Origin of the sequence: Citrobacter sp. 172116965, assembly GCF_013458095.1 — a bacterium.
GTDB classification, from domain to species: domain Bacteria; phylum Pseudomonadota; class Gammaproteobacteria; order Enterobacterales; family Enterobacteriaceae; genus Citrobacter; species Citrobacter braakii.
Genome location: NZ_CP046673.1, coordinates 3,756,069 through 3,779,228, shown reverse-complemented (window position 1 = coordinate 3,779,228; position 23,160 = coordinate 3,756,069). Strand labels below are relative to the sequence as shown.

Here is a 23,160-nt window from a genome sequence, read left to right as displayed (position 1 = left end):
AGTGGAGTGGACTTCACGGCAGTAACGCCAGTATGTTTCTATTATGTTACATATTATCGGGGAGTCTGTTCTAAACAACAATGCGTTTTATTCAATGAGTACAATAGTCCTTAGCTTTTAAATGAAATAATGGCTAACGACGTGCACATCGGGTAATCTTCGCGCTTCGCGCAGAGCAGGTGGAGAAAAACATGAGCGACGAACTGAAGAACAAAAACGGCAAGGTCAAAGTGATGTACGTCCGCAGTGACGATGACTCGGACAAACGCACCCAAAATCCACGTACTGGTAAAGGCGGCGGTCGCCCCGGTACTTCCCGAGCCGAAGGCGGTCGTCGCCCTGCCCGTGATGACAGAAAGGGTCCGAACAGCGAACGTGGTCGTGAACGTGGTCGTGGCCGCGATGTAGAACGCGACCGTGGACGTGAAGATTCACCATGGCGTACCGTGTCCCGCGCACCGAATGATGATGCAGCAGACAAAGCCGATCACGGTGGTATCAGCGGCAAAAGCTTTATCGATCCTGAAGTATTACGTCGTCAGCGCGCGGAAGAAACCCGCGTTTACGGTGAGAATGCCTGTCAGGCTCTGTTCCAGAGTCGTCCGGACGCTATTGTTCGCGCCTGGTTTGTTCAGAGCGTAACCCCGCGCTTTAAAGAAGCATTACGCTGGATGGCGGCGAACCGCAAAGCCTACCACGTGGTTGACGAAGCCGAGCTGGCGAAAGCCTCCGGCACTGAACACCATGGCGGCGTTTGTTTCCTGATCAAAAAACGTAACGGTACCACTGTTAAGCAGTGGGTTGGTCAGGCCGGGGCGCAGGATTGCGTGCTGGCCCTGGAAGACATTGCTAACCCGCACAATCTGGGCGGCATGATGCGTAGCTGCGCGCACTTCGGTGTGAAAGGCGTGGTGGTACAGGATGCGGCGCTGTTGGAATCAGGTGCGGCTATCCGCACCGCTGAAGGCGGAGCTGAGCACGTTCAGCCGATCACCGGTGACAGTATTGTCGATGTGCTGGACGACTTCCGTAATGCGGGTTACACGGTAGTGATGACCTCAAGCGTGAAAGGCAAGCCGCTGTTTACTACCACGTTGCCGGAAAAAATGGTGCTGGTATTAGGGCGTGAGCGTGAGGCTCTGCCAGAAGCAGCATGCTCAGCCGACGACCTGTGCGTGGCGATAGACGGTACGGGCAACGTAGAAACGCTCAACGTTTCTGTCGCGACCGGCGTGCTGCTCGCGGAGTGGTGGCGTCAGAACAAAGCCTGATAATAAAAATGCCAGCGATTCGCTGGCATTTTTTTACTCGCTTTCTGCTGGTAATACCGGCGTCCAGTCAATCGGCTTTTCACCTCGCTGTTCCAGCCACTCATTAGCCAGTACAAAATGATTGCAGCCAAAGAAACCGCGATGCGCAGAGAGCGGTGATGGGTGCGGCGCTTTCAATACATGGTGACGCTGCGCATCAATAATCGCACCTTTCTTTTGTGCGTGTGAACCCCAGAGCAGGAATACCACGCCTTCCCGATGTTGGTTAATCAGGCTGATGACTTTATCGGTAAATGTTTCCCATCCCAGACTGGCGTGCGAATGTGCCTGCCCGGCACGGACGGTAAGCACGGTGTTGAGTAACAGCACACCCTGGCGTGCCCAGCTTTCCAGATATCCGTGCGTTGGGCGTGTGAAGCCAGGAATCGTTGCTTCCAGCTCTTTGTACATGTTCAGCAACGAGGGCGGGGTGGCAATACCGGGGCGGACAGAAAACGCGAGACCGTGTGCCTGGCCCGGACCGTGGTATGGATCCTGCCCCAGGATGACGACTTTCACGTCGCCAAGTTCGGTAAAGCGAAAAGCGTTGAATACATCTTTTTGTGGCGGATAAATTGTCATACCTGACTGACGCTCGCCCGCCACAGTATGCAGCGTGTTAACAAAATAAGGCTGCTGTTTCTCTTCTGCCAGCACATCGTGCCAGGTTAATTCGGTGGCCATCTCGCTCTCCTGCGAATTTTCAATCCCCCTAGCTTAACTGCTTCTTTCGGCGTCGCAAAATTCTGTACGTTTCTCAAGGGTCTACCCCTTAAAGATAGTTGAAAATTTATGTAAAAAGTTTAGCTGCGCATGTGGCGTAAGTTGATGTAAAACAATAAAATCCACCTATCACCACTTTTCATGTGTGGTTTTTATTGATTTAAATCAAAGATTCAAGGGTGTGTGAGGGGTATATATACACTCAAGCAACAATGGTTTTACCAATTGGCCGGATGACGGCCAACCGAGATCAAATAATTTTGCCGGGGAGGCATCAAATGATTACAGGTATCCAGATTACTAAAGCTGCAAACGACGACCTGCTGAACTCTTTCTGGCTGCTGGACAGCGAAAAAGGCGAAGCACGCTGCATCGTTGCGAAAGCAGGTTTCAATGCTGATGAAGTCGTTGCTGTCAGCAAACTGGGTGAGATCGAATACCGTGAAGTACCGGTAGACGTACAGCCGGAAGTCCGTGTGGAAGGTGGTCAGCACCTGAACGTGAACGTTCTGCGCCGCGAAACTCTGGAAGATGCGGTTAAGCATCCGGAAAAATATCCGCAGTTGACCATCCGTGTTTCTGGTTATGCCGTGCGTTTCAACTCTCTGACGCCAGAACAGCAGCGCGACGTTATTGCTCGTACCTTTACTGAGAGCCTGTAAGGCTCACGGGGAATAACCCCGTCTGGCAGAGAATCTGAAAGCGGAAGATGCCAACGTATCTTCCGCTTTTTTGTGCACAAAAAATGCCGGGCTAAACGGCCCGGCATTCGGTTTACTCTTTGTCGGACTGCTGGGTAGCAGCTCCGCTCGGCTTACGGCGTTTGCCGATATTTTTGGCGTCGCGGTGACGTTTTTTCACCCGCGGTTTCTCTTTCTCTTTTGCTTTTTGCTCGGCGCGCTTCGCCAGCACTTTCTTGGATGGCTTACCGTTAGATTTCTCACTTGGCGCGCGCGTGGTTGGACGCAGTTCGTCGATGACGCGTGCTTTCAGTGGCTCGTCAATATAGCGGCTCGCTTTGCCGAGCAGCAGATGGTCGTGGGCTTCAACCAAAGAGATCGCAGTACCTTTACGGCCTGCACGACCGGTACGGCCAATGCGGTGCAGATAGGCATCGCCACTGCGCGGCATGTCGAAGTTAAACACGTGGCTGACGTCAGGAATATCGATCCCACGAGCGGCAACGTCGGTTGCTACCAGTACGTTCACACGACCATCGGTCAGGCGTTTGATCGCTTCATTACGTTTGTTCTGCACCATCTCGCCTTCGAGATAGCAGTTATTAATGCCCGCCTGGCGCAGCCAGCCTGCCAGCTCGTGCACACGCTCGCGTTTACGTACGAAGACAATCGAGCGGGTCGCTTCCGGCTGTTTTAACAAATGGATCAGCAGGGCAGTTTTGTGCTCGATGTCATCGGCACGGTAGTAAAACTGATGAATCTTCTTGCGTTCGCGGGTAGACGGATCCGCCGAAACTTCGACCGGATCCTCCAGCAGACGCTCAGCAAAATCTTTGATCGCATCGCCTTCCAGCGTGGCGGAGAACAGCATAGTTTGCTTACGCCAGCGGGTTTCTCCAGCGATATGCTCGATGTCCTGGGCAAAGCCCATGTCCAACATGCGGTCTGCTTCATCGAGGATTAGTGTCTCAACCGCATGGCAGTCGAAGTTTTCTTCTTTAATGTACTGCAGCAGACGACCGGTAGTGGCGACCACGATGTCCTGGTTTTCGCTAAAGACTTCCATGTGGTTCATGTAAGCCACGCCGCCGGTAATCGTGGCGATATCCAGATGCGTATTCTTCGCCAGTTCACGGGCGTGTTCGGCAACCTGCATCGCCAGTTCGCGCGTCGGTGTCAAAATCAAAATGCGCGGCGGGCCAGATTTCTTGCGCGGGAAGTCGAGCAGGTGCTGCAACGCTGGCAGCAAATATGCCGCCGTTTTACCGGTGCCTGTCGGCGCAGAACCGAGTACATCACGGCCATCGAGCGCAGGCGGAATGGCGGCAGCCTGAATGGCGGTCGGGCGAGTGAAACCTTTTTCCTGGAGGGCATCCAGAAGGCTTTCATCGAGTTCAAGTTCGGAAAAAGTCGTTACAGTCATGTTCTACCTCTGAGTGGGGCGCTGATTATAGACGTTACGGCTGCAATCTTCATCTGTTTGTATGGATATACCTTCTCAGGTATTGTTTTTATCCTATGTTATCGTTTTTTTTCCAGGAAGGTTGTTCTTCATGCCCCAGTCTACATCCGTACTTAGACGTAATGGATTTACTTTTAAGCAGTTTTTTGTGGCACACGATCGTTGTGCAATGAAAGTCGGAACGGACGGCATTTTATTGGGGGCCTGGGCCCCTGTTGCTGGCGTAAAGCGGATCCTGGATATTGGTACCGGGAGCGGCCTGTTGGCGCTGATGCTGGCCCAGCGCACAGATGAAAACGTCATCATTGACGCTGTGGAGCTTGATGTTGATGCCGCGCAGCAGGCGCAGGAGAACATCGCGCAATCCCCGTGGATGCATCGCGTGAACGTTCATACGGAAGATGTGCAGCAGTGGGTACCGCGCCAGACCGTGCGCTTTGATTTGATCATCAGCAACCCTCCCTATTATGAACAGGGAGTGGAATGTGCCACGCCGCAGCGCGAGCAGGCTCGCTACACCACCACGCTCGATCATCAAGTATTGCTGACGCTGGCGGCAGACAGCATTACGGAAGAAGGTTTTTTCTGTGTGGTACTGCCCGAACAGATTGGTAACGCATTTTCCCAGCAGGCACTGGGCATGGGCTGGCATCTGCGATTGCGCACGGATGTAGCAGAAACCGAGGCCCGACTACCGAATCGAGTACTGCTGGCATTCTCCCCGCAGGCCGGGGAGTGCTTTAGTGACAGGCTGGTGATCCGTGGGCCAGACCAACGTTACTCTGAAGGTTACACGGCGCTGACCCAGGCGTTTTATCTGTTTATGTGATGACTTAGCGGCGAGAGAATGGACGGGCCCGCCTCTGGAAGCTGTTCAGGATAATCCAGCGTATAGTGCAGGCCCCGACTCTCTTTACGCATCATCGCGCAGCGGACAATCAGCTCAGCAACCTGCACCAGATTGCGCAGTTCCAGCAAGTTGTTCGACACGCGGAAATGAGCGTAATACTCGTCGATTTCCTGTTGCAACATGGTGATACGGCGCAGGGCGCGCTCCAGACGTTTAGTTGTGCGCACGATACCGACGTAATCCCACATAAATAGCCGCAGCTCATGCCAGTTATGCTGAATCACAACCAGTTCATCCGGGTTTTCTACCCGGCTTTCATCCCAATCCGGGAGGGTGCTGACGCTGCGAGCATAAGGCATTCGCCTGTCGATATCTTCAGCCGCGGACCAGCCGTAAACAAGGCACTCCAGTAATGAGTTTGACGCCATCCGGTTGGCTCCATGCAGGCCGGTGTAACTCACTTCGCCGATCGCATACAGCCCGTCGACATCCGTACGGCCAAAGTCATCCACCATCACGCCGCCGCAGGTATAGTGCGCGGCAGGAACGATGGGAACCGCCTCTTTAGTCAAATCGATGCCCAGCCCCAGCAATTTTTCATAAATCATCGGGAAATGCTGACGAACAAATTCTTCCGGTTTATGGCTGATGTCGAGAAACATGCAGTCAGCGCCCAGGCGCTTCATTTCGTGGTCAATGGCGCGGGCAACAATATCGCGGGGAGCCAGTTCGCCACGCTCGTCAAAATCGGGCATAAAGCGCGAACCGTCCGGGCGCTTCAGGTGTGCGCCTTCGCCACGCAGCGCCTCGGTTAGCAGAAAGTTGCGCGCCTGCGGATGATACAGCGCCGTCGGGTGAAACTGGTTAAATTCCAGGTTGGCGACACGGCATCCCGCGCGCCAGGCCATCGCAATCCCATCACCCGAGGAAATATCTGGATTGGTGGTGTATTGGTACACCTTTGACGCGCCGCCGGTGGCCAACACTACTGACTTGGCATGGCAGGTTTCTACGGCTTCTTTATTACGGTTCCAGATCCAGGCTCCGACAACCCGACGCGTTCCCGGCAGACCGATTTTATCGGAGACAATCAGATCGACGGCATTACTGCGCTCAAGAACCCGTATGTTGGGGTGATTTTGTGCCTGGCTGACGAGGGTGGTTTCGACTTCTTTACCGGTGGCATCCGCAGAGTGCAGAATGCGTCGATGGCTATGACCGCCTTCACGGGTCAGGTGATAACTCTCCTCACCGTTGGGCTGAACCTGCGTATCAAATAAGACGCCCTGATCGATAAGCCACTGAACGCAGGTGCGGGCATTGCTGGCGACAAATTCAACCGCATGGCGATCGCACAGGCCGGCCCCGGCAATCAGAGTATCTTCAACGTGGGAATCGATGCTGTCGGTTTCATCAAACACCGCGGCAATACCGCCCTGGGCATAAAATGTCGAGCCTTCGCTGACCGGACCTTTGCTCAGGACAATAACCTGATGTTTTTCGGCCAGGCGCAGCGCCAGTGAGAGTCCGGCAGCCCCGCTGCCAATGATCAGCACGTCACAGGATAATTCAGGAGTCGTATTCATGATTTTTGTTTAATTTACTAAACAGTGTTTGGTCACCATAGCACCACTTTGCGCGATACTGCACGTTTTATTTTTAAATGTGTTGCAGTGACTAAATATGAAAAAAAAGCATGACGAGGACGAAATGAGCAAAAATATTTTGTGAAGCAGGCCGTTAGCACCAGATTATGTGATGAAATAAAGTGGCCGTTGGGTTACTCTGCAAGCGGTGAAATGGGCATTTCTAAACAGATAGTGCGTCGATCGGATTATGTAGACTTATAATGAGAGATAAGACCTGTCTACAACATGACAAACAAAAAACAATGCGTAACGGAACTTTACGAAACTTGAGCACTCTAAGCATTTGCTTGCTCATAGTGAAGCTGATGGAGTGGCGTTTCGAAGGCGCGTGGAAATTTGGTTTGGGGAGACTTTACCTCGGATGAGCGAGCAGTTAACGGACCAGGTCCTGGTAGAACGGGTCCAGAAGGGAGATCAGAAAGCCTTTAACCTACTGGTAGTGCGCTATCAGCATAAGGTGGCGAGTCTGGTTTCTCGCTATGTACCGTCGGGCGATGTACCCGATGTAGTACAAGAAGCATTTATCAAGGCCTATCGTGCGCTGGACTCGTTCCGGGGAGATAGTGCTTTTTATACCTGGCTGTATCGTATTGCAGTCAATACAGCGAAGAATTACCTGGTCGCTCAGGGGCGTCGTCCACCTTCCAGTGATATTGATGCGATTGAAGCAGAAAATTACGAAAGTGGCGGTGCGCTGAAAGAAATTTCGAACCCTGAGAACTTAATGTTGTCAGAAGAACTGAGACAGATAGTTTTCCGAACTATTGAGTCCCTCCCGGAAGATTTACGCATGGCAATAACCTTGCGGGAGTTGGATGGCCTGAGCTATGAAGAGATAGCCGCTATCATGGATTGTCCGGTGGGTACGGTGCGTTCACGTATCTTCCGAGCGAGGGAAGCTATTGATAATAAAGTTCAACCGCTTATCAGGCGTTGACGATAGCGGGATACTGGAAAAGGTATTAGGCATGCAGAAAGAAAAACTTTCCGCTTTAATGGATGGCGAAACGCTGGATACTGAGTTACTCAAAGAGCTGACTCAGGACCCGGAAATGCAAAAAACCTGGGAGAGTTATCACCTGATTCGCGATTCCATGCGAGGTGATACCGCCGACGTTCTCCATTTCGATATTTCCGCCCGCGTAATGGCTGCCATCCAGGATGAGCCAGTACGTCAGACGGTGCCATTGATTCCTGAGGCCCAGCCAGCACCGCACCAGTGGCAGAAAATGCCATTCTGGAAGAAAATGCGTCCGTGGGCCGCGCAGCTTACCCAAATGGGTGTGGCCGCGTGTGTATCACTTGCAGTTATTGTTGGCGTCCAGCACTATAATGGGCAATCTGAAACGTCCCAGCAGCCCGAAACGCCGGTATTTAATACATTACCGATGATGGGTAAAGCCAGTCCGGTAAGCTTGGGTGTACCCTCTGACGCGACGGCCAGCGGCGGTCAGCAACAGCAGGTACAGGAGCAGCGTCGTCGTATTAATGCCATGTTGCAGGACTACGAACTGCAACGTCGACTGCACTCTGAACAGCTTCAGTTTGAGCAGGCCCAAACACAGCAAGCCGCTGTGCAGGTGCCAGGAATTCAAACTTTAGGAACGCAATCGCAGTAATGAAGCAACTTTGGTTTGCCATGTCACTTGTGGCTGGTAGCCTGTTTTTCTCTGTAAACGCCTCGGCCAATCCTGCGTCCGGGGCGTTGTTGCAGCAGATGAATCTGGCCAGCCAGTCGCTAACCTATGAGCTGTCATTTGTCAGCATCAATAAGCAGGGTGTTGAATCCCTACGTTATCGCCATGCTCGCCTGGATAACCGTCCGCTAGCGCAACTGTTGCAAATGGATGGACCGCGCCGGGAAGTGGTGCAGCGTGGCAATGAAATCAGCTATTTTGAGCCTGGTCTCGAACCGTTCACGCTGAACGGCGACTATATCGTTGACTCTCTGCCCTCTCTGATTTACACCGACTTCAAACGTCTTGCTCCCTACTATGACTTTATCTCAGTAGGTCGCACCCGCATTGTCGATCGGCTCTGTGAAGTGATCCGCGTAGTCGCCCGTGACGGTACGCGTTACAGCTATATCGTCTGGATGGACACGGAGACTAAGCTGCCGATGCGCGTCGATCTTCTCGACCGTGATGGTGAGACGCTGGAACAGTTCCGCGTTATCGCCTTTACCGTAAACAACGGCGTTAGCGATAGTATGCAGGCGCTGGCGAAAGCCAATCTACCGCCGTTGCTGTCAGTTCCTGCGGGTGAGAAAACCAACTTCAACTGGAGTCCGTCGTGGTTGCCGCAAGGCTTCAGCGAAGTTTCCAGCAGTCGACGTCCGCTGCCGACGATGGATAACATGCCGATCGAATCGCGCCTATATTCTGATGGCCTGTTCAGTTTCTCCGTGAACGTAAACCGTGCGATGCAAAACAGCGCCGATCAGCTGTTGCGAACCGGGCGTAGAACGGTTAGCACCAGCGTGCGTGATAACGCAGAAATTACGATTGTGGGCGAGCTTCCACCGCAAACGGCGAAGCGTATCGCGGACAATATTAAGTTCAGGGCTGCACAATGATTAAAGAGTGGGCGACAGTCGTCTCCTGGCAAAATGGTCTGGCGACGGTCAGCTGTGATGTTAAAGCATCATGTAGCAGCTGTGCTTCGCGGGCCGGATGCGGGAGCCGCGTGCTGAACAAACTTGGGCCGCAGACCACGCATACCATCGTGGTGCCCAGCGACGAACCCTTAGCGCCCGGTCAAAAAGTTGAACTGGGTATTGCCGAGGGTAGCCTGCTGGGTTCAGCGATGTTGGTCTACATGTCTCCGTTGGCGGGGCTCTTTCTCTTCGCGGCGCTATTCCAGGTGCTGTTTGGTTCCGACCTTGCGGCATTAAGCGGTGCCGTGCTGGGGGGCGTGGGCGGATTCCTGATTGCCCGTGGATACTCTCGTAAGCTTGCTGAGCGCGAAGCCTGGCAGCCGGTCATTCTGAACGTTGCTCTCCCACCCGATCTCATTCGCGTCGAAACCCAACAGTGATAGCTTTGCCGGATGGCGCTTGTGTCGCCATCCGGCAAAAGTTTCACCGACTTTGCAAAGTTGTTTCCAGTTCCCGCTATCCTTGCTCTATGAACATTTCCTCGCCTCAGCGTTGTAGTGTAGAATGCGGCGTTTCACTTAAACAGACGTTAAGCTCAGATCAGCGACTTCTCAGCGACTTCTCAGAGCCTGCTCAGGCGGGCGTAAGGCACAATAATTATACTATATGAAGAACATACGTAACTTTTCAATCATAGCTCACATCGACCACGGTAAATCGACGCTGTCTGACCGTATTATCCAGATCTGCGGTGGCCTGTCTGACCGTGAAATGGAAGCGCAGGTTCTCGACTCGATGGATCTTGAGCGTGAGCGCGGTATTACTATCAAAGCGCAGAGCGTGACGCTCGATTTCAAAGCATCTGATGGTGAAACCTATCAGCTTAACTTTATCGACACCCCGGGCCACGTTGACTTCTCGTATGAAGTTTCCCGCTCGCTTGCTGCCTGTGAAGGCGCACTGCTGGTGGTTGATGCCGGACAGGGCGTCGAAGCACAGACCCTGGCTAACTGCTATACCGCCATGGAAATGGATCTGGAAGTGGTGCCGGTACTGAACAAAATTGACCTTCCAGCCGCCGATCCTGAGCGTGTGGCGGAAGAGATCGAAGATATCGTCGGTATTGATGCGACGGATGCCGTTCGCTGTTCGGCGAAAACCGGCGTAGGCGTCACTGACGTTCTTGAACGTCTGGTGCGCGACATCCCGCCGCCGGAAGGCGACCCGGAAGGTCCGTTACAGGCGCTGATCATCGACTCCTGGTTCGATAACTACCTGGGCGTCGTATCACTGGTGCGTATTAAAAACGGCACCATGCGTAAAGGCGACAAAATTAAAGTGATGAGCACCGGTCAGGTCTATAACGCTGACCGTCTGGGTATCTTCACGCCAAAACAGGTTGACCGTACCGAGCTGAAATGCGGCGAGGTGGGTTGGTTGGTTTGTGCGATTAAAGACATCCTGGGCGCACCGGTTGGCGATACCCTGACGCAGGCGCGTAACCCGGCGGACAAGCCGCTGCCAGGCTTTAAAAAAGTGAAGCCGCAGGTTTACGCCGGTCTGTTCCCGGTGAGCTCTGACGACTACGAAAACTTCCGTGACGCGCTTGGCAAGCTGAGCCTCAACGACGCCTCCCTGTTCTATGAACCGGAAAGCTCAACCGCGCTGGGCTTCGGCTTCCGCTGTGGCTTCCTCGGTCTGCTGCACATGGAGATCATTCAGGAACGTCTGGAACGTGAATACGATCTGGATCTGATCACTACCGCGCCGACCGTAGTCTACGAAGTCGAAACCACGGCGAAAGAGACGATCTACGTCGATAGCCCGTCCAAGCTGCCGCCGTTGAACAACATTTACGAACTGCGTGAGCCGATTGCTGAGTGTCATATGCTGCTGCCGCAGGCTTACCTCGGTAACGTCATCACGCTGTGTATCGAGAAGCGCGGCGTACAGACCAACATGGTTTACCACGGTAACCAGGTGGCGCTGACCTATGAAATTCCGATGGCGGAAGTGGTACTCGACTTCTTCGACCGTCTGAAGTCAACTTCTCGCGGCTATGCGTCGCTGGACTATAACTTCAAACGTTTCCAGGCGTCTGACATGGTGCGCGTTGATGTTCTCATCAACAACGAACGTGTCGATGCGCTGGCGCTGATTACCCACCGCGACAACTCCCAGAGCCGTGGTCGTGAACTGGTCGAGAAGATGAAAGATCTGATCCCTCGCCAGCAGTTTGATATCGCGATCCAGGCGGCCATTGGTACGCACATCATCGCGCGTTCAACGGTTAAGCAGCTACGTAAAAACGTTCTGGCGAAATGCTACGGTGGCGATATCAGCCGTAAGAAAAAGCTGCTGCAAAAACAGAAAGAGGGTAAAAAGCGCATGAAGCAGATCGGTAACGTTGAACTGCCACAGGAAGCCTTCCTCGCCATTCTGCATGTCGGTAAAGACAGCAAATAATCTTAAGGAGTTGGCATGGCGAACATGTTTGCCCTGATTCTGGTGATTGCCACACTGGTGACGGGCATTTTATGGTGCGTAGATAAATTCATCTTCGCGCCAAAACGCCGGGAGCGTCAGGCAGCAGCGCAAGCTGCTGCAGGTGATTCACTGGATAAAGCAACGCTGAAAAAAGTGGCCCCTAAGCCGGGCTGGCTGGAAACAGGGGCATCCGTTTTCCCGGTTTTAGCTATTGTGCTGGTGGTGCGTTCATTTATTTATGAGCCGTTCCAGATCCCGTCTGGTTCGATGATGCCGACACTGCTTATCGGTGACTTTATCCTGGTGGAGAAATTCGCCTACGGGATTAAAGATCCGATTTACCAGAAAACGCTGATCGAAACCGGCCATCCGAAACGTGGTGATATCGTGGTGTTTAAATACCCGGAAGATCCGCGTCTGGACTACATCAAACGTGCTGTCGGTTTACCGGGAGATAAAGTGACGTACGATCCGGTGGCGAAAGAGGTAACTATTCAGCCAGGATGCAGTTCCGGTCAGGCGTGTGAAAACGCGCTGCCGGTAACGTACTCTGATGTTCAGCCAAGTGATTTTGTGCAGACATTTGCGCGTCGTAACGGCGGTGAAGCGACCAGCGGCTTCTTTGAGGTTCCGCTGAATGAAACGAAAGATAACGGTATTCGCCTCTCCGAGCGTAAAGAAACGCTGGGTGAGGTAACGCACCGCATTCTGACCGTGCCAATCGCGCAGGATCAGGTGGGGATGTATTACCGCCAGCCAGGCCAGCAGTTGGCAACCTGGATCGTCCCGCCGGGACACTACTTCATGATGGGTGATAACCGTGACAACAGCGCGGACAGCCGTTACTGGGGATTTGTGCCGGAAGCGAATCTGGTTGGTAAAGCAACCGCTATCTGGATGAGTTTCGATAAGCAAGAAGGCGAATGGCCGACCGGTGTGCGCTTAAGCCGTATTGGTGGCATTCACTAATCGCTGATAATCGTTCACGTTGTCGTCATTATGGCGACAGCGTGAATTATTTCTCGGATAAATTCCCGCAGACTAACGACATCCCTTGTCGTTGTGTATAGAATATTCCCCCGAAGTTTGAGGTTGGCACCGACAGGTTGCCACGGCACACGAAACAGCGTTGGTTTGTGTATAAATGCATTCAGCCGAAGCGGGATGGCTAAGCGAAATGCGTATATCAGGTCTGTTTCGTGTGCTGAATTGTTGACGCATTCATTTATTGGTATCGCATGAACCCCATCGTAATTAATCGGCTTCAACGGAAGCTGGGCTACACTTTTAATCATCAGGAGCTGTTGCAGCAGGCATTAACTCACCGTAGCGCCAGCAGCAAACATAACGAGCGTTTAGAATTTTTAGGCGACTCTATTCTGAGCTTTGTTATCGCTAATGCGCTGTATCACCGTTTTCCGCGTGTGGATGAAGGTGATATGAGTCGCATGCGCGCGACGCTGGTTCGCGGCAATACGCTGGCTGAATTAGCCCGTGAGTTTGACCTCGGTGAATGTTTACGTTTGGGGCCAGGCGAGCTGAAAAGCGGCGGTTTCCGTCGTGAATCGATCCTGGCAGATACCGTTGAAGCTTTGATCGGCGGCGTCTTCCTCGACAGCGATATTCAAACCGTTGAACAACTGATCCTGAACTGGTATCAGACTCGTCTGGATGAAATTAGCCCAGGCGATAAACAAAAAGATCCGAAAACGCGCCTGCAGGAATATTTGCAGGGTCGCCACCTGCCGCTACCGTCCTATCTGGTGGTGCAGGTTCGTGGTGAAGCACACGATCAAGAATTTACTATCCACTGCCAGGTCAGCGGCCTGAGTGAACCGGTGGTTGGCACAGGTTCGAGCCGTCGTAAGGCTGAGCAGGCTGCCGCCGAACAGGCGTTGAAAAAACTGGAGCTGGAATGAGCGAAGAGAAAACTTACTGCGGATTTATTGCCATCGTCGGTCGCCCGAACGTCGGCAAATCCACCCTGTTGAATAATCTGCTTGGGCAGAAGATTTCCATAACCTCACGTAAGGCTCAGACAACACGTCACCGTATTGTTGGCATCCATACCGAAGGTGCGTATCAGGCAATTTATGTTGATACCCCGGGCCTGCATATGGAAGAAAAACGGGCGATCAACCGCCTGATGAACAAAGCGGCGAGCAGCTCGATTGGTGATGTTGAACTGGTTATTTTCGTTGTGGAAGGCACCCGCTGGACGCCGGACGACGAAATGGTGCTCAACAAGCTGCGCGACGGTAAAGCCCCGGTTATTCTGGCTGTGAACAAAGTTGACAACGTTCAGGAAAAAGCCGATTTACTGCCGCACCTGCAGTTCCTGGCAAGCCAGATGAACTTCCTTGATATCGTCCCGATTTCTGCCGAAACCGGCCTGAATGTTGATACCGTTGCGGGCATCGTGCGTAAGCACCTGCCGGAAGCCATTCATCACTTCCCGGAAGATTACATCACCGACCGTTCTCAGCGCTTTATGGCGTCTGAAATCATCCGTGAAAAGCTGATGCGTTTTCTGGGGGCTGAACTGCCGTACTCCGTTACCGTGGAGATTGAACGTTTTATCTCTAACGAACGCGGTGGTTACGATATTAACGGGCTGATCCTCGTTGAACGTGAAGGGCAGAAGAAGATGGTTATTGGCAACAAAGGGGCCAAAATTAAAACCATCGGCATCGAAGCGCGTAAAGACATGCAGGAGATGTTCGAAGCGCCCGTTCACCTCGAGCTGTGGGTGAAAGTGAAATCCGGCTGGGCCGATGATGAGCGCGCGCTGCGTAGCCTCGGTTACGGCGACGACGTCTAATTTTTCATAGGTTATGGCTTTCGAGGTGCAGGAAGGCGGCAAGACCGCAGATCCTTGGGAGCTTACTCAAGTGAGTGACTGGGGTGAGTGGGCGCAGCCAACACACCTGCAGCTTGAAAGACGGCGGGTATGATGGAAGGATGGCAACGCGCTTTTGTCCTGCATAGCCGCCCGTGGAGCGAAACCAGTCTCGTGCTGGACGTCTTCACGGAAGAATCGGGTCGTGTGCGCCTGGTGGCTAAAGGCGCGCGCTCCAAACGTTCTAATCTCAAAGGCGCGCTCCAGCCTTTTACTCCGTTGTTGCTTCGCTTTGGTGGACGTGGTGAGGTCAAAACCTTACGCAGTGCCGAAGCCGTTTCTCTGGCTCTTCCTCTTAGCGGTATCACACTGTACAGCGGCTTGTATATCAACGAGCTTATCTCTCGCGTACTTGAGTATGAGACCCGCTTTTCTGAACTCTTTTTCGACTACCTGAACTGTATTCAGGCGCTGGCTGGCGCGACGGGTTCGCCAGAGCCTGCGCTGCGTCGCTTTGAGCTGGCCTTACTTGGACATCTGGGGTACGGCGTCGATTTTACCCACTGTGCGGGTAGTGGCGAGCCGGTGGACGACACCATGACCTATCGTTACCGGGAAGAAAAAGGGTTTATCGCAAGCGTAGTGATTGATAACGCCACCTTTACCGGACGCCATCTGAAAGCACTCGAATCGCGGGAATTTCCGGATGCTGATACGCTTCGCGCCGCGAAACGCTTTACCCGCATGGCGTTAAAGCCGTATCTTGGTGGTAAGCCGTTAAAAAGCCGGGAACTGTTCCGGCAATTTATGCCAAAACGCGCAGTAAAAACAAAAAATGATTAACGAGGATGGATTGCCATGGCCGAATTACTGTTAGGCGTCAACATTGACCACATTGCCACTTTACGTAATGCACGCGGCACCGCATACCCTGACCCGGTTCAGGCGGCGTTTATCGTTGAGCAGGCGGGCGCAGACGGCATTACCGTGCACCTGCGTGAAGACCGTCGCCATATTACCGATCGCGACGTGCGCATTTTGCGCCAGACGCTGGATACGCGTATGAATCTGGAAATGGCGGTAACCGAAGAGATGCTGGCGATTGCCGTTGAGACTAAGCCGCATTTTTGCTGCCTGGTGCCGGAAAAACGTCAGGAAGTGACGACTGAAGGTGGCCTGGACGTCGCTGGTCAGCGTGACAAGATGCGTGATGCCTGCAAACGCCTGGCGGACGCAGGCATTCTGGTTTCGCTGTTTATCGATGCTGATGACGAACAGATTAAGGCCGCTGCTGAAGTCGGCGCGCCGTACATCGAAATTCACACCGGCTGTTACGCCGATGCGAAAACCGACGCTGAACAGGCCAGCGAACTGGCGCGTATCGCCAAAGCGGCGACCTTTGCCGCCAGCCTTGGTCTGAAGGTGAATGCGGGGCACGGCCTGACGTACCATAACGTTAAAGCCATCGCGCGGATCCCGGAAATGCACGAGTTGAACATTGGCCATGCCATTATCGGCCGCGCGGTGATGAGCGGTCTGAAAGATGCAGTAGTCGAAATGAAGCGCCTGATGCTGGAAGCGCGTGGCTAATGGCGATTCTGGGATTAGGTACGGATATCGTGGAGATTGCCCGCATCGAAGCGGTGATCTCCCGTTCCGGCGACCGTCTGGCAAGACGCGTGCTCAGCGACAACGAATGGGCAATCTGGGAGACGCATCAGCAACCGGTGCGCTTTCTGGCGAAGCGTTTTGCGGTCAAAGAGGCGGCAGCAAAAGCCTTTGGTACCGGTATTCGCAACGGTCTGGCGTTTAATCAGTTTGAAGTCTTTAACGACGAACTCGGTAAGCCGCGTCTGCGGTTATGGGGGGAGGCGTTAAAACTGGCGGAAAAACTCGGTGTCGCACATATGCATGTGACGCTGGCCGATGAGCGTCACTACGCCTGCGCCACGGTGATTATCGAGAGCTAACGTTTCATCGGCCTGATAAGCATAGCGTCATCAGGCAACGTTACAGCTTATCGGCGTGGTGCATCAGTACAAACTTATCCCACAGCTGCTCTTCCGTTTCGACATGTGCCGGATCTTTCAAAATAGTATTGGGGATCGGGCACACCTTCTGACAGGTTGGCGTGTCGTAATGGCCTACGCATTCCGTACACTTGTCGCTGTTAATCTCGTAAATGCTGTCACCCATCGAAATCGCCTCATTCGGGCATTCGGGCTCGCACATATCGCAATTGATACACTTTTTAGTGATTAACAGGGCCATCAGGAAACTCTCAAAACATCACAAATCGGGCGGGCATTATACGCGCATTCTTTGCTCAGACCAGTTTTTTTACCAGTGCTTCGCTGTGGCGAATGCGTTCCGGGGCATGCTCCAGATCTTGCTGCACCAGCGCCATAAACAGTAAATCAGTGAGCATCATTTGCGCATGGGTAGAGGAAATCGCTGCGCTGCGCGTGGCCTGTTCTTCAGCAATCGTGTACAGACAATGAGTTGCGCGCTGTTGCAGGGCGTTAGGGGTAAATCCGGTGATGGCGAGAATTTTGGCTCCGGCGCGCAACGTTTCATCCGCAGCCAGGTTGAGTTCGCGGCGTTCTCCGGTATACGAAATGGCCAGCAGCAGATCGTTGGGTGAAAGCGCCTGCACCGCCGCCAGCAGGGCGTGCATATCGCGTTCAACCACCGCGTTAAAACCAATCTTTAGCAGTTTCCAGGCAAAATTCTGCGCTACCAGACCCGATGCGCCAATCCCGGTCAGGATAATGCGCCGGGCTGAGCGCAGCATCGTGACGCTCTCTATCAGTTTCTCTTCGCTGTTGACGTCCAGCGTCGCATGCATCGCCGCCACGTTCTCTTTAATCAGTTTTTCGCCCACCATACGCATGGGGTCGTCACCGCGAATCTGATTATGCACCGGAATGGAATGAGGGTTGGGATTGCTGGCCAACGCTTCGCTAATCGCCAGTTTCAGCGCCGGAAACCCTTTAAAGCCCATCTTTTGCGCGAACTTCACCACGCTGGACTGGCTGACGCCTGCTTCAAAGGCCAACTGCTGTGAGCTGAGATGACGCGCGGTATCCGGCTGAGCAAGAAGATAATCCGCAAGTTTTTTATCGCTTTGCGCGAGGTCCGGGTAACGCTGACGAATGCGAATTAAACAGTTCATGCTGTCTCCTGGCGAAAACGTGATGGCGATTGCAAAACAAAATTTCACTCGCCTGGATGAATATAATATTCCATTATGACAGATTATTATGAATTAAAAATTCCTAAGGAACAAAAAATGAATCTCGGTGCATTAGTTTCAGAAACCCGCAATCCACAGACCATGGATCTGGATGCGCTCTCAACGTTGGAGTTGGTTCATCGATTTAATCAACAGGATACGCTGGTAGCGGAAGCAGTAAAAGCAACTCTGCCTCAAGTTGCGTGCGCGGTCGATGCGGCAGCCAACGCGTTAAAAGCCGGTGGACGCATTATTTACATGGGCGCAGGTACCAGCGGACGTCTTGGAGTGCTGGACGCGTCTGAGTGCCCACCGACCTTCGGTGTACCGCATGGTCTGGTGGTTGGGCTGATTGCCGGGGGGCCGGGCGCGCTGCTCAAGGCGGTAGAAGGCGCGGAAGATAACCCGCAGTTAGGCGAGGACGATCTGCGCGCACTCAACCTTACCGCACAGGATCTGGTGGTTGGTCTGGCGGCTTCAGGTCGCACGCCGTATGTGATTGGCGGGCTGAAATATGCGCGTTCGGTGGGTTGTACGACGGCGGCTATTTCCTGCAATCCGGATTCTCCTGTCGCGCATGAAGCGGATATTGCTATCTCCCCGGTGGTGGGACCGGAGGCGTTGACCGGGTCAACACGGCTGAAATCCGGCACCGCGCAAAAATTGGTGCTCAATATGATCTCCACCGGTGCGATGGTGAAATTTGGCAAGGTGTACCAGAACCTGATGGTGGATATGCAGGCAACCAACGTCAAACTGGTCGATCGAGCGTGCCGTATGGTGGTTGAAGCCACCGGCATTGCGCGTGAACAGGCGCAAGCGCTGTTAAAGCAGACTGATTTTGACGTTAAGCCAGCGATTTTAATGGCGCTCACCGGCCTGGATGCCGCTACCGCCCGTGAAAAGCTTGCCGCTCACCAGGGTTTTTTACGCGCGGCGTTAGAACACTAAGAGGTGTATATGGATAAGACGGCGGTGCTGGCCAGCGACATTCTGCTGGGCGTAGGCGGAGAGCAAAATATTCTGCGCCTGGAAAACTGTATGACCCGCGTCAGGGTGGAAGTTCAGGATGACGATCAGATTGATATTCCCCGTCTCAGGCAACTGCCCGGTGTTAGCGGTTACGTGAAGCAGGGCGCGCAGCATCAGATAATCGTCGGCCCCGGTAAAGCTGCCAAGGTGGTGGATGCCATGCGCTCCCTGATTGCCGGTGGCGGCGAGCGTGCAGATGTGAATAATATCGAGCGCACCAAATCAGAGGCCAAAGCGAAGTACAAAGCGCCAATGAGCGATGCGCTGCGCAAGCTGGCGAACGTCTTTATCCCTCTTATTCCGGCGTTTATCGCCTCCGGTTTGATCACCGGCATTATAAACATCCTTAAGCGGCCGGATATCGTGGGGGATTTTGCGACCCATTATCCGAATATGCTGGGGCTGATGGGCATATTTGGTAGCGCCGTGTTTGCCATCATGAATATTCTGGTTGGGGTGAATACCGCCAAAGTCTTCGGCGGCTCTCTGGCGATGGGCGGGGTGATGGCGGGGATCCTCTCCAGTCCACAGCTGGCGCAGATTACCCTGTTTGGCGAAGCGTTGCAGCCGGGGCGCGGCGGGGTGATCGCAGTGCTGCTGGTGGTTGCGCTGATGTGTTGGATCGAGCGCAAATTCCGCGAGCTGTTGCCGGAATCGCTGGAGCTTATCCTTAACCCGCTGCTGACCACCATCATTACCGGGGCCATCGCGATTGTGGCGCTGCAACCGCTTGGAGGCTGGATTTCTGAATCTATCGCTCACGGCGCATCCTGGGCTATCGACCGCGGCGGGTTCCTGGTTGGTGCGATACTGGCGGGAACTTTCCTGCCATTGGTGCTCACCGGACTTCATCAAGGGTTGGTGCCCATCCACGTTGAGCTGGTACAGGCACACGGTTATAACGCGCTCTTTCCTATCCTGGCGATGGCAGGCGTTGGACAAGTAGGGGCTGCGATAGCGGTGTTGATGAAAACCCGCAATGCGCGGCTTAAGAAAGTGATCAAAGGAGCGCTGCCGGTCGGGCTGCTGGGTATTGGCGAGCCGCTTATTTTTGGCGTCACGCTGCCGTTGGGTAAACCGTTTATCGGTGCCTGCCTTGGCGGAGCGGTAGGCGGGGCGCTGATTAGCTACTGGAAGGTGGCGACGGTTATCACCTTTGGCATCTCCGGTTTGCCGCTGGCACTGACGATTGTTGCCGGAAAAGTGATGTTCTATCTGTTAGGCTATCTGGTAGCAGTTATCGCCGGGTTCCTGTTTACCTGGCTATTGGGGTTCAACGATCCAGAGGAATAAGGTTTGACCAATCACCAGCGCCGCGTTGTTTTTTTTGATTTGGATGGCACGTTACACCAGCAGGATATGTTCGGTAGCTTTATACGTTATCTGCTGCGTCGCCAGCCGCTGAACGCGTTGCTTGTGCTGCCTCTGCTACCGGTGATTGCGCTGGCGCTGCTGATACAAGGGCGTGCCGCCCGCTGGCCAATGAGCCTGCTGTTGTGGGGATGCACTTTTGGTCGTAGCGAGGCGCGTCTGAAAGGGCATCAGGCTGACTTTGTGCGCTGGTTTCGCAGTAACGTGACGGCCTTTCCGCTCGTGCAACAGCGGCTGACAACCTACCTGTTAAGCTCTGACGCCGAAATCTGGCTTATCACTGGCTCCCCGCAGTCGCTGGTCGAGCAGGTGTACTTCGACACGCCGTGGCTACCGCGAGTCAATCTGATCGCCAGTAAAATGGCGCGGGGATTCGGCGGGTGGGTGCTGCCTCTGCGCTGTCTGGGCCATGAGAAAGTGACGCAACTGGAACGCCACATTGGTGCGCCGCTTCAGCTTTACAGTGGCTACAGCGACAGTAATCAGGACAATCCTCTGCTCTCTTTTTGCCAGCATCGCTGGCGCGTCACGCCGCGCGGAGAGCTGCAACAACTCGAATAGAGTAAACGATAGCGTCTGTGTATAATGCGCCCGCTTTGATTACTGGAGTTACCCCTTTGTCTGAAGTTGAATTTAGCCACGAATACTGGATGCGTCATGCTTTAACGCTGGCTAAGCGAGCCTGGGATGAGCGTGAAGTCCCGGTGGGCGCGGTATTGGTACATAACAACCGCGTGATTGGCGAAGGCTGGAACCGTCCGATTGGTCACCATGATCCGACTGCCCACGCTGAAATTATGGCGCTGCGTCAGGGCGGCCTGGTGCTGCAAAACTACCGTCTGTTGGATACCACACTGTATGTCACTCTGGAGCCGTGTGTGATGTGCGCAGGCGCGATGGTGCACAGCCGTATCGGCCATGTCGTTTTTGGCGCGCGCGATGCGAAAACGGGGGCAGCCGGGTCATTAATGGATGTACTGCATCACCCAGGAATGAATCATCGGGTGGAGGTGACCGAAGGGGTGCTACGGGATGACTGCGCTACGTTGCTCAGTGATTTCTTTCGCATGCGTCGTCAGGAAATCAAAGCGCTGAAAAAAAACGCCAATTTGTAAATGCCGGTCTAATTGCCTGATGACGCTGCGCTTATCAGGCTTCCGAGGCTACTTGCCCTCTTTTTTCTGCGGTGAAAACAGCAGGGAAGGGGAGTGCGACAGGTAATTTGACGACGTCTGAGACAGAAACGCCGAAAGCGGCAATTCATCTTTACCTAATAGCTCTGCCGGCGTCACCGCCGGGTAATCCTGCGCCAGTTGCTGCGTTTCAAGCGCCCGTTTTTCTTTCTCCTGCAGATACCCCACCAGGCTAATTTGGTACTTACGGATATTTTCTACATAAGCGTAGGCTTCGTGGCCACGCGCATAACCATAGGTCAGCTTGTTGTAATACGGCTTTTGGCTGAGCAGCGGCAGACGCTGTTTTACGTCGGACCAGCTGTTCGGATTGCCTTTGGTTTTCACGGTCAGCGCCCGTGCATCCAGCATGTGCGCATAACCCATGTTGTAGGCTGCGAGCGCAAACCAGATGCGTTCCCCTTCGGGGACGGTATCGGGCACTTTACTCATCATATCCTGCAAATACCGTGCGCCGCCGCTGATGCTTTGTTCGGCATCGGTACGGTCGGTCAGTCCGAGACTTTGAGCGGTATTTTTGGTCAGCATCATCAACCCGCGTACGCCGGTCGGGGAAGTGGCCTGCGCGTCCCAGTGTGACTCCTGATAAGAGATTGCGGCGAGCAGTCGCCAGTCTATCTCCTGAGCATATTTCTCAAACAGCGGCTTAAGGTCCGGCAATACGCTGTCTACGGCGCGTAAAAAGGTGCGTGTATCAACATAGTCAAAATCATCGCCATGCCCGAGATACTTTTCTTCCAGCCGCGCCAGAGAGCCGTCTTCATTCATGGTGTTAAAAAAATCCAACAGGGCGGCAGACAGCGTGTTGTCATCGTCCAGGCGACTAAACCAGGTCACCGGCTGTTCGTCAGATACGTCCAGCGCTACGGCCAGTTCAGGATGTACGCGTTGGTATAAGCTGATGGCGACGGAATCGGCAATGGTGTAATCCAGCTTCCCGGCGATAACATCATCAAGCAGTTCAGTGGTGCCCTTTTTGTCATCCACCTTCCAGCTCAGATCGGGAAATTTATTCTCTTTAAGCAACTGGAGATCGTTAACCACCACGTGTCCCGGGGCGATGGTCAGTTGATTTTCGTTCACGGTGGCAAGAGTACGCGGGCGGTATTGCCCAACCCGATACACCAACTGTTGTGAAACCGAATAGTAGGTTGGGCCGGGCTGGTAATTTTTCACCCGCTCGCTGTTATATACCAGGCCTGCGGCTAACAGATCGGCATGGCCGTTATCCAGGTCGTCAAAGAGCTGGCTGATGTTCTGGCGCACGGTGACTTTTAACTTCACGCCCAGGTAGTTGGCGAACGCCTGAGTCAGTTCATAATCCAGGCCGAATTTCTTGCCGTTGAGGGTCGCGTAAGTTAACGGCGAGTCGAGGGTACTGACGCGCAGTTCTCCCCGCGACTGAATGGCGGCGATACGATTTTCGGCTTTACCGAACCAGGGAATAGATGGCCAGAGGGCCGCTGCCAACAACAGCGTTAATATGCCGATGAACAGATAATTAATCTTTAATTTTTTCAATTAGTTAATTCTCTGAACCGTACGTTGTCTCTGCCTGCTGTGGTGATGATTAAGAAGTGAAGTCGTCATTAATGAGCGGCATTTTGCTTAAACTTGCGTCAGTTGGCAACTTATTCAGAAACCAGACCGCATTTGATGATAAGAGAAGGTCGTGATTTTATTTCGACGCAAACGGTTTCGTCGGCGCGGTAGATTCTTTATAATGACGCCCG

At 53.6% G+C, this 23,160-nt stretch carries 25 protein-coding genes; 19 read left to right on the top strand and 6 right to left on the bottom strand.

What is annotated here, in order from left to right:
- The first annotated feature begins 191 nt into the window (after positions 1-191).
- On the top strand, positions 192-1,271 hold the full coding sequence (locus GPJ68_RS18370) for a tRNA/rRNA methyltransferase (RefSeq protein ID WP_046275240.1): 1,080 nt from the start codon (positions 192-194) through the stop codon (positions 1,269-1,271).
- Between the two features lie 33 nt (positions 1,272-1,304).
- On the opposite strand, the gene ung is transcribed toward GPJ68_RS18370, so the two are convergent.
- The gene (gene ung / locus GPJ68_RS18365; RefSeq protein WP_016154055.1) at positions 1,305-1,994 is read right to left on the bottom strand and encodes a uracil-DNA glycosylase; all 690 of its coding nucleotides are present in this window, start codon (positions 1,992-1,994) and stop codon (positions 1,305-1,307) included.
- 317 nt (positions 1,995-2,311) lie between these two features.
- Here ung and grcA point away from each other — a divergent pair, with 317 nt between their 5' ends.
- Positions 2,312-2,695, top strand: a complete 384-nt coding sequence (gene grcA / locus GPJ68_RS18360) for an autonomous glycyl radical cofactor GrcA (protein ID WP_003037563.1) — start codon at positions 2,312-2,314, stop codon at positions 2,693-2,695.
- 112 nt (positions 2,696-2,807) lie between these two features.
- On the opposite strand, the gene srmB is transcribed toward grcA, so the two are convergent.
- Positions 2,808-4,136, bottom strand: coding sequence for an ATP-dependent RNA helicase SrmB (srmB, locus tag GPJ68_RS18355; protein WP_016154054.1), 1,329 nt, complete (start codon positions 4,134-4,136; stop codon positions 2,808-2,810).
- A gap of 130 nt (positions 4,137-4,266) precedes the next feature.
- Between srmB and trmN the strand changes: the two genes are divergently transcribed.
- Positions 4,267-5,004, top strand: coding sequence for a tRNA(1)(Val) (adenine(37)-N(6))-methyltransferase TrmN (gene trmN, locus GPJ68_RS18350; RefSeq protein WP_016154053.1), 738 nt, complete (start codon positions 4,267-4,269; stop codon positions 5,002-5,004).
- On the opposite strand, the gene nadB is transcribed toward trmN, so the two are convergent.
- Positions 4,989-6,611, bottom strand: coding sequence for an L-aspartate oxidase (gene nadB, locus GPJ68_RS18345; RefSeq protein ID WP_104651143.1), 1,623 nt, complete (start codon positions 6,609-6,611; stop codon positions 4,989-4,991). The two genes, trmN and nadB, sit on opposite strands and share 16 nt — an antisense overlap.
- Before the next feature lie 263 nt (positions 6,612-6,874).
- Here nadB and rseD point away from each other — a divergent pair, with 263 nt between their 5' ends.
- The 12 genes from rseD to acpS all read left to right on the top strand — a co-directional run bounded on the left by rseD (position 6,875) and on the right by acpS (position 16,566).
- Positions 6,875-7,039 (top strand): rpoE leader peptide RseD, encoded by a 165-nt coding sequence (gene rseD / locus GPJ68_RS18340; RefSeq protein ID WP_049259737.1) that lies wholly within the window; start codon positions 6,875-6,877, stop codon positions 7,037-7,039.
- Entirely contained in the window at positions 7,036-7,611 is a 576-nt protein-coding gene (rpoE, locus tag GPJ68_RS18335; RefSeq protein ID WP_003037573.1) for an RNA polymerase sigma factor RpoE, read from the top strand. Before rseD ends, rpoE begins: the two co-directional genes overlap by 4 nt.
- A 31-nt stretch (positions 7,612-7,642) precedes the next feature.
- Positions 7,643-8,293, top strand: coding sequence for an anti-sigma-E factor RseA (gene rseA, locus GPJ68_RS18330; protein WP_019077408.1), 651 nt, complete (start codon positions 7,643-7,645; stop codon positions 8,291-8,293).
- Positions 8,293-9,249: a sigma-E factor regulatory protein RseB gene (gene rseB / locus GPJ68_RS18325; protein ID WP_180836904.1), complete on the top strand. Its 957-nt coding sequence runs from the start codon at positions 8,293-8,295 to the stop codon at positions 9,247-9,249. The genes rseA and rseB overlap by 1 nt, the downstream gene beginning before the upstream one ends.
- Positions 9,246-9,710 carry a SoxR-reducing system protein RseC gene (gene rseC / locus GPJ68_RS18320; protein WP_016157173.1) on the top strand — a complete coding sequence of 155 codons (465 nt, stop codon included), beginning with the start codon at positions 9,246-9,248 and terminating at the stop codon, positions 9,708-9,710. Before rseB ends, rseC begins: the two co-directional genes overlap by 4 nt.
- Before the next feature lie 226 nt (positions 9,711-9,936).
- Complete coding sequence (gene lepA, locus GPJ68_RS18315; protein WP_003037577.1) at positions 9,937-11,736, top strand: translation elongation factor 4; 1,800 nt, start codon at positions 9,937-9,939, stop codon at positions 11,734-11,736.
- A 15-nt stretch (positions 11,737-11,751) separates the two neighbouring features.
- Positions 11,752-12,726 carry a signal peptidase I gene (gene lepB, locus GPJ68_RS18310; protein ID WP_016154048.1) on the top strand — a complete coding sequence of 325 codons (975 nt, stop codon included), beginning with the start codon at positions 11,752-11,754 and terminating at the stop codon, positions 12,724-12,726.
- Between the two features lie 269 nt (positions 12,727-12,995).
- Positions 12,996-13,676, top strand: a complete 681-nt coding sequence (gene rnc / locus GPJ68_RS18305; protein ID WP_003037579.1) for a ribonuclease III — start codon at positions 12,996-12,998, stop codon at positions 13,674-13,676.
- Positions 13,673-14,578 carry a GTPase Era gene (gene era / locus GPJ68_RS18300; RefSeq protein ID WP_003037581.1) on the top strand — a complete coding sequence of 302 codons (906 nt, stop codon included), beginning with the start codon at positions 13,673-13,675 and terminating at the stop codon, positions 14,576-14,578. The genes rnc and era overlap by 4 nt, the downstream gene beginning before the upstream one ends.
- Positions 14,579-14,710: 132 nt before the next feature.
- Positions 14,711-15,439 (top strand): DNA repair protein RecO, encoded by a 729-nt coding sequence (gene recO / locus GPJ68_RS18295; RefSeq protein ID WP_016154047.1) that lies wholly within the window; start codon positions 14,711-14,713, stop codon positions 15,437-15,439.
- Positions 15,440-15,454: 15 nt separating this feature from the next.
- Positions 15,455-16,186, top strand: a complete 732-nt coding sequence (gene pdxJ / locus GPJ68_RS18290; RefSeq protein WP_016157172.1) for a pyridoxine 5'-phosphate synthase — start codon at positions 15,455-15,457, stop codon at positions 16,184-16,186.
- Positions 16,186-16,566 carry a holo-ACP synthase gene (gene acpS / locus GPJ68_RS18285; RefSeq protein ID WP_003037588.1) on the top strand — a complete coding sequence of 127 codons (381 nt, stop codon included), beginning with the start codon at positions 16,186-16,188 and terminating at the stop codon, positions 16,564-16,566. The genes pdxJ and acpS overlap by 1 nt, the downstream gene beginning before the upstream one ends.
- A 40-nt stretch (positions 16,567-16,606) precedes the next feature.
- Here the strand turns inward: acpS and GPJ68_RS18280 are convergent, their stop codons facing one another.
- Together GPJ68_RS18280 and GPJ68_RS18275 are read right to left on the bottom strand one after the other, a co-directional pair.
- Positions 16,607-16,867, bottom strand: coding sequence for a YfhL family 4Fe-4S dicluster ferredoxin (locus GPJ68_RS18280; RefSeq protein WP_003037590.1), 261 nt, complete (start codon positions 16,865-16,867; stop codon positions 16,607-16,609).
- A 55-nt stretch (positions 16,868-16,922) separates the two neighbouring features.
- Positions 16,923-17,771, bottom strand: a complete 849-nt coding sequence (locus tag GPJ68_RS18275) for a MurR/RpiR family transcriptional regulator (protein WP_016154045.1) — start codon at positions 17,769-17,771, stop codon at positions 16,923-16,925.
- Positions 17,772-17,888: 117 nt separating this feature from the next.
- Between GPJ68_RS18275 and murQ the strand changes: the two genes are divergently transcribed.
- The 4 genes from murQ to tadA are packed head-to-tail and all read left to right on the top strand — an operon-like array spanning position 17,889 to position 21,349.
- Positions 17,889-18,782: an N-acetylmuramic acid 6-phosphate etherase gene (gene murQ, locus GPJ68_RS18270; RefSeq protein WP_019077406.1), complete on the top strand. Its 894-nt coding sequence runs from the start codon at positions 17,889-17,891 to the stop codon at positions 18,780-18,782.
- Between the two features lie 9 nt (positions 18,783-18,791).
- The gene (locus GPJ68_RS18265) at positions 18,792-20,156 is read left to right on the top strand and encodes a PTS transporter subunit EIIC (RefSeq protein ID WP_016157168.1); all 1,365 of its coding nucleotides are present in this window, start codon (positions 18,792-18,794) and stop codon (positions 20,154-20,156) included.
- 3 nt (positions 20,157-20,159) lie between these two features.
- On the top strand, positions 20,160-20,795 hold the full coding sequence (gene yfhb, locus GPJ68_RS18260; RefSeq protein ID WP_016157167.1) for a phosphatidylglycerophosphatase C: 636 nt from the start codon (positions 20,160-20,162) through the stop codon (positions 20,793-20,795).
- 17 nt (positions 20,796-20,812) lie between these two features.
- Entirely contained in the window at positions 20,813-21,349 is a 537-nt protein-coding gene (tadA, locus tag GPJ68_RS18255) for a tRNA adenosine(34) deaminase TadA (protein ID WP_075847629.1), read from the top strand.
- A 48-nt stretch (positions 21,350-21,397) separates the two neighbouring features.
- Here the strand turns inward: tadA and mltF are convergent, their stop codons facing one another.
- Positions 21,398-22,948: a membrane-bound lytic murein transglycosylase MltF gene (mltF, locus tag GPJ68_RS18250; protein ID WP_075847631.1), complete on the bottom strand. Its 1,551-nt coding sequence runs from the start codon at positions 22,946-22,948 to the stop codon at positions 21,398-21,400.
- Between the last annotated feature and the right edge of the window lie 212 nt (positions 22,949-23,160).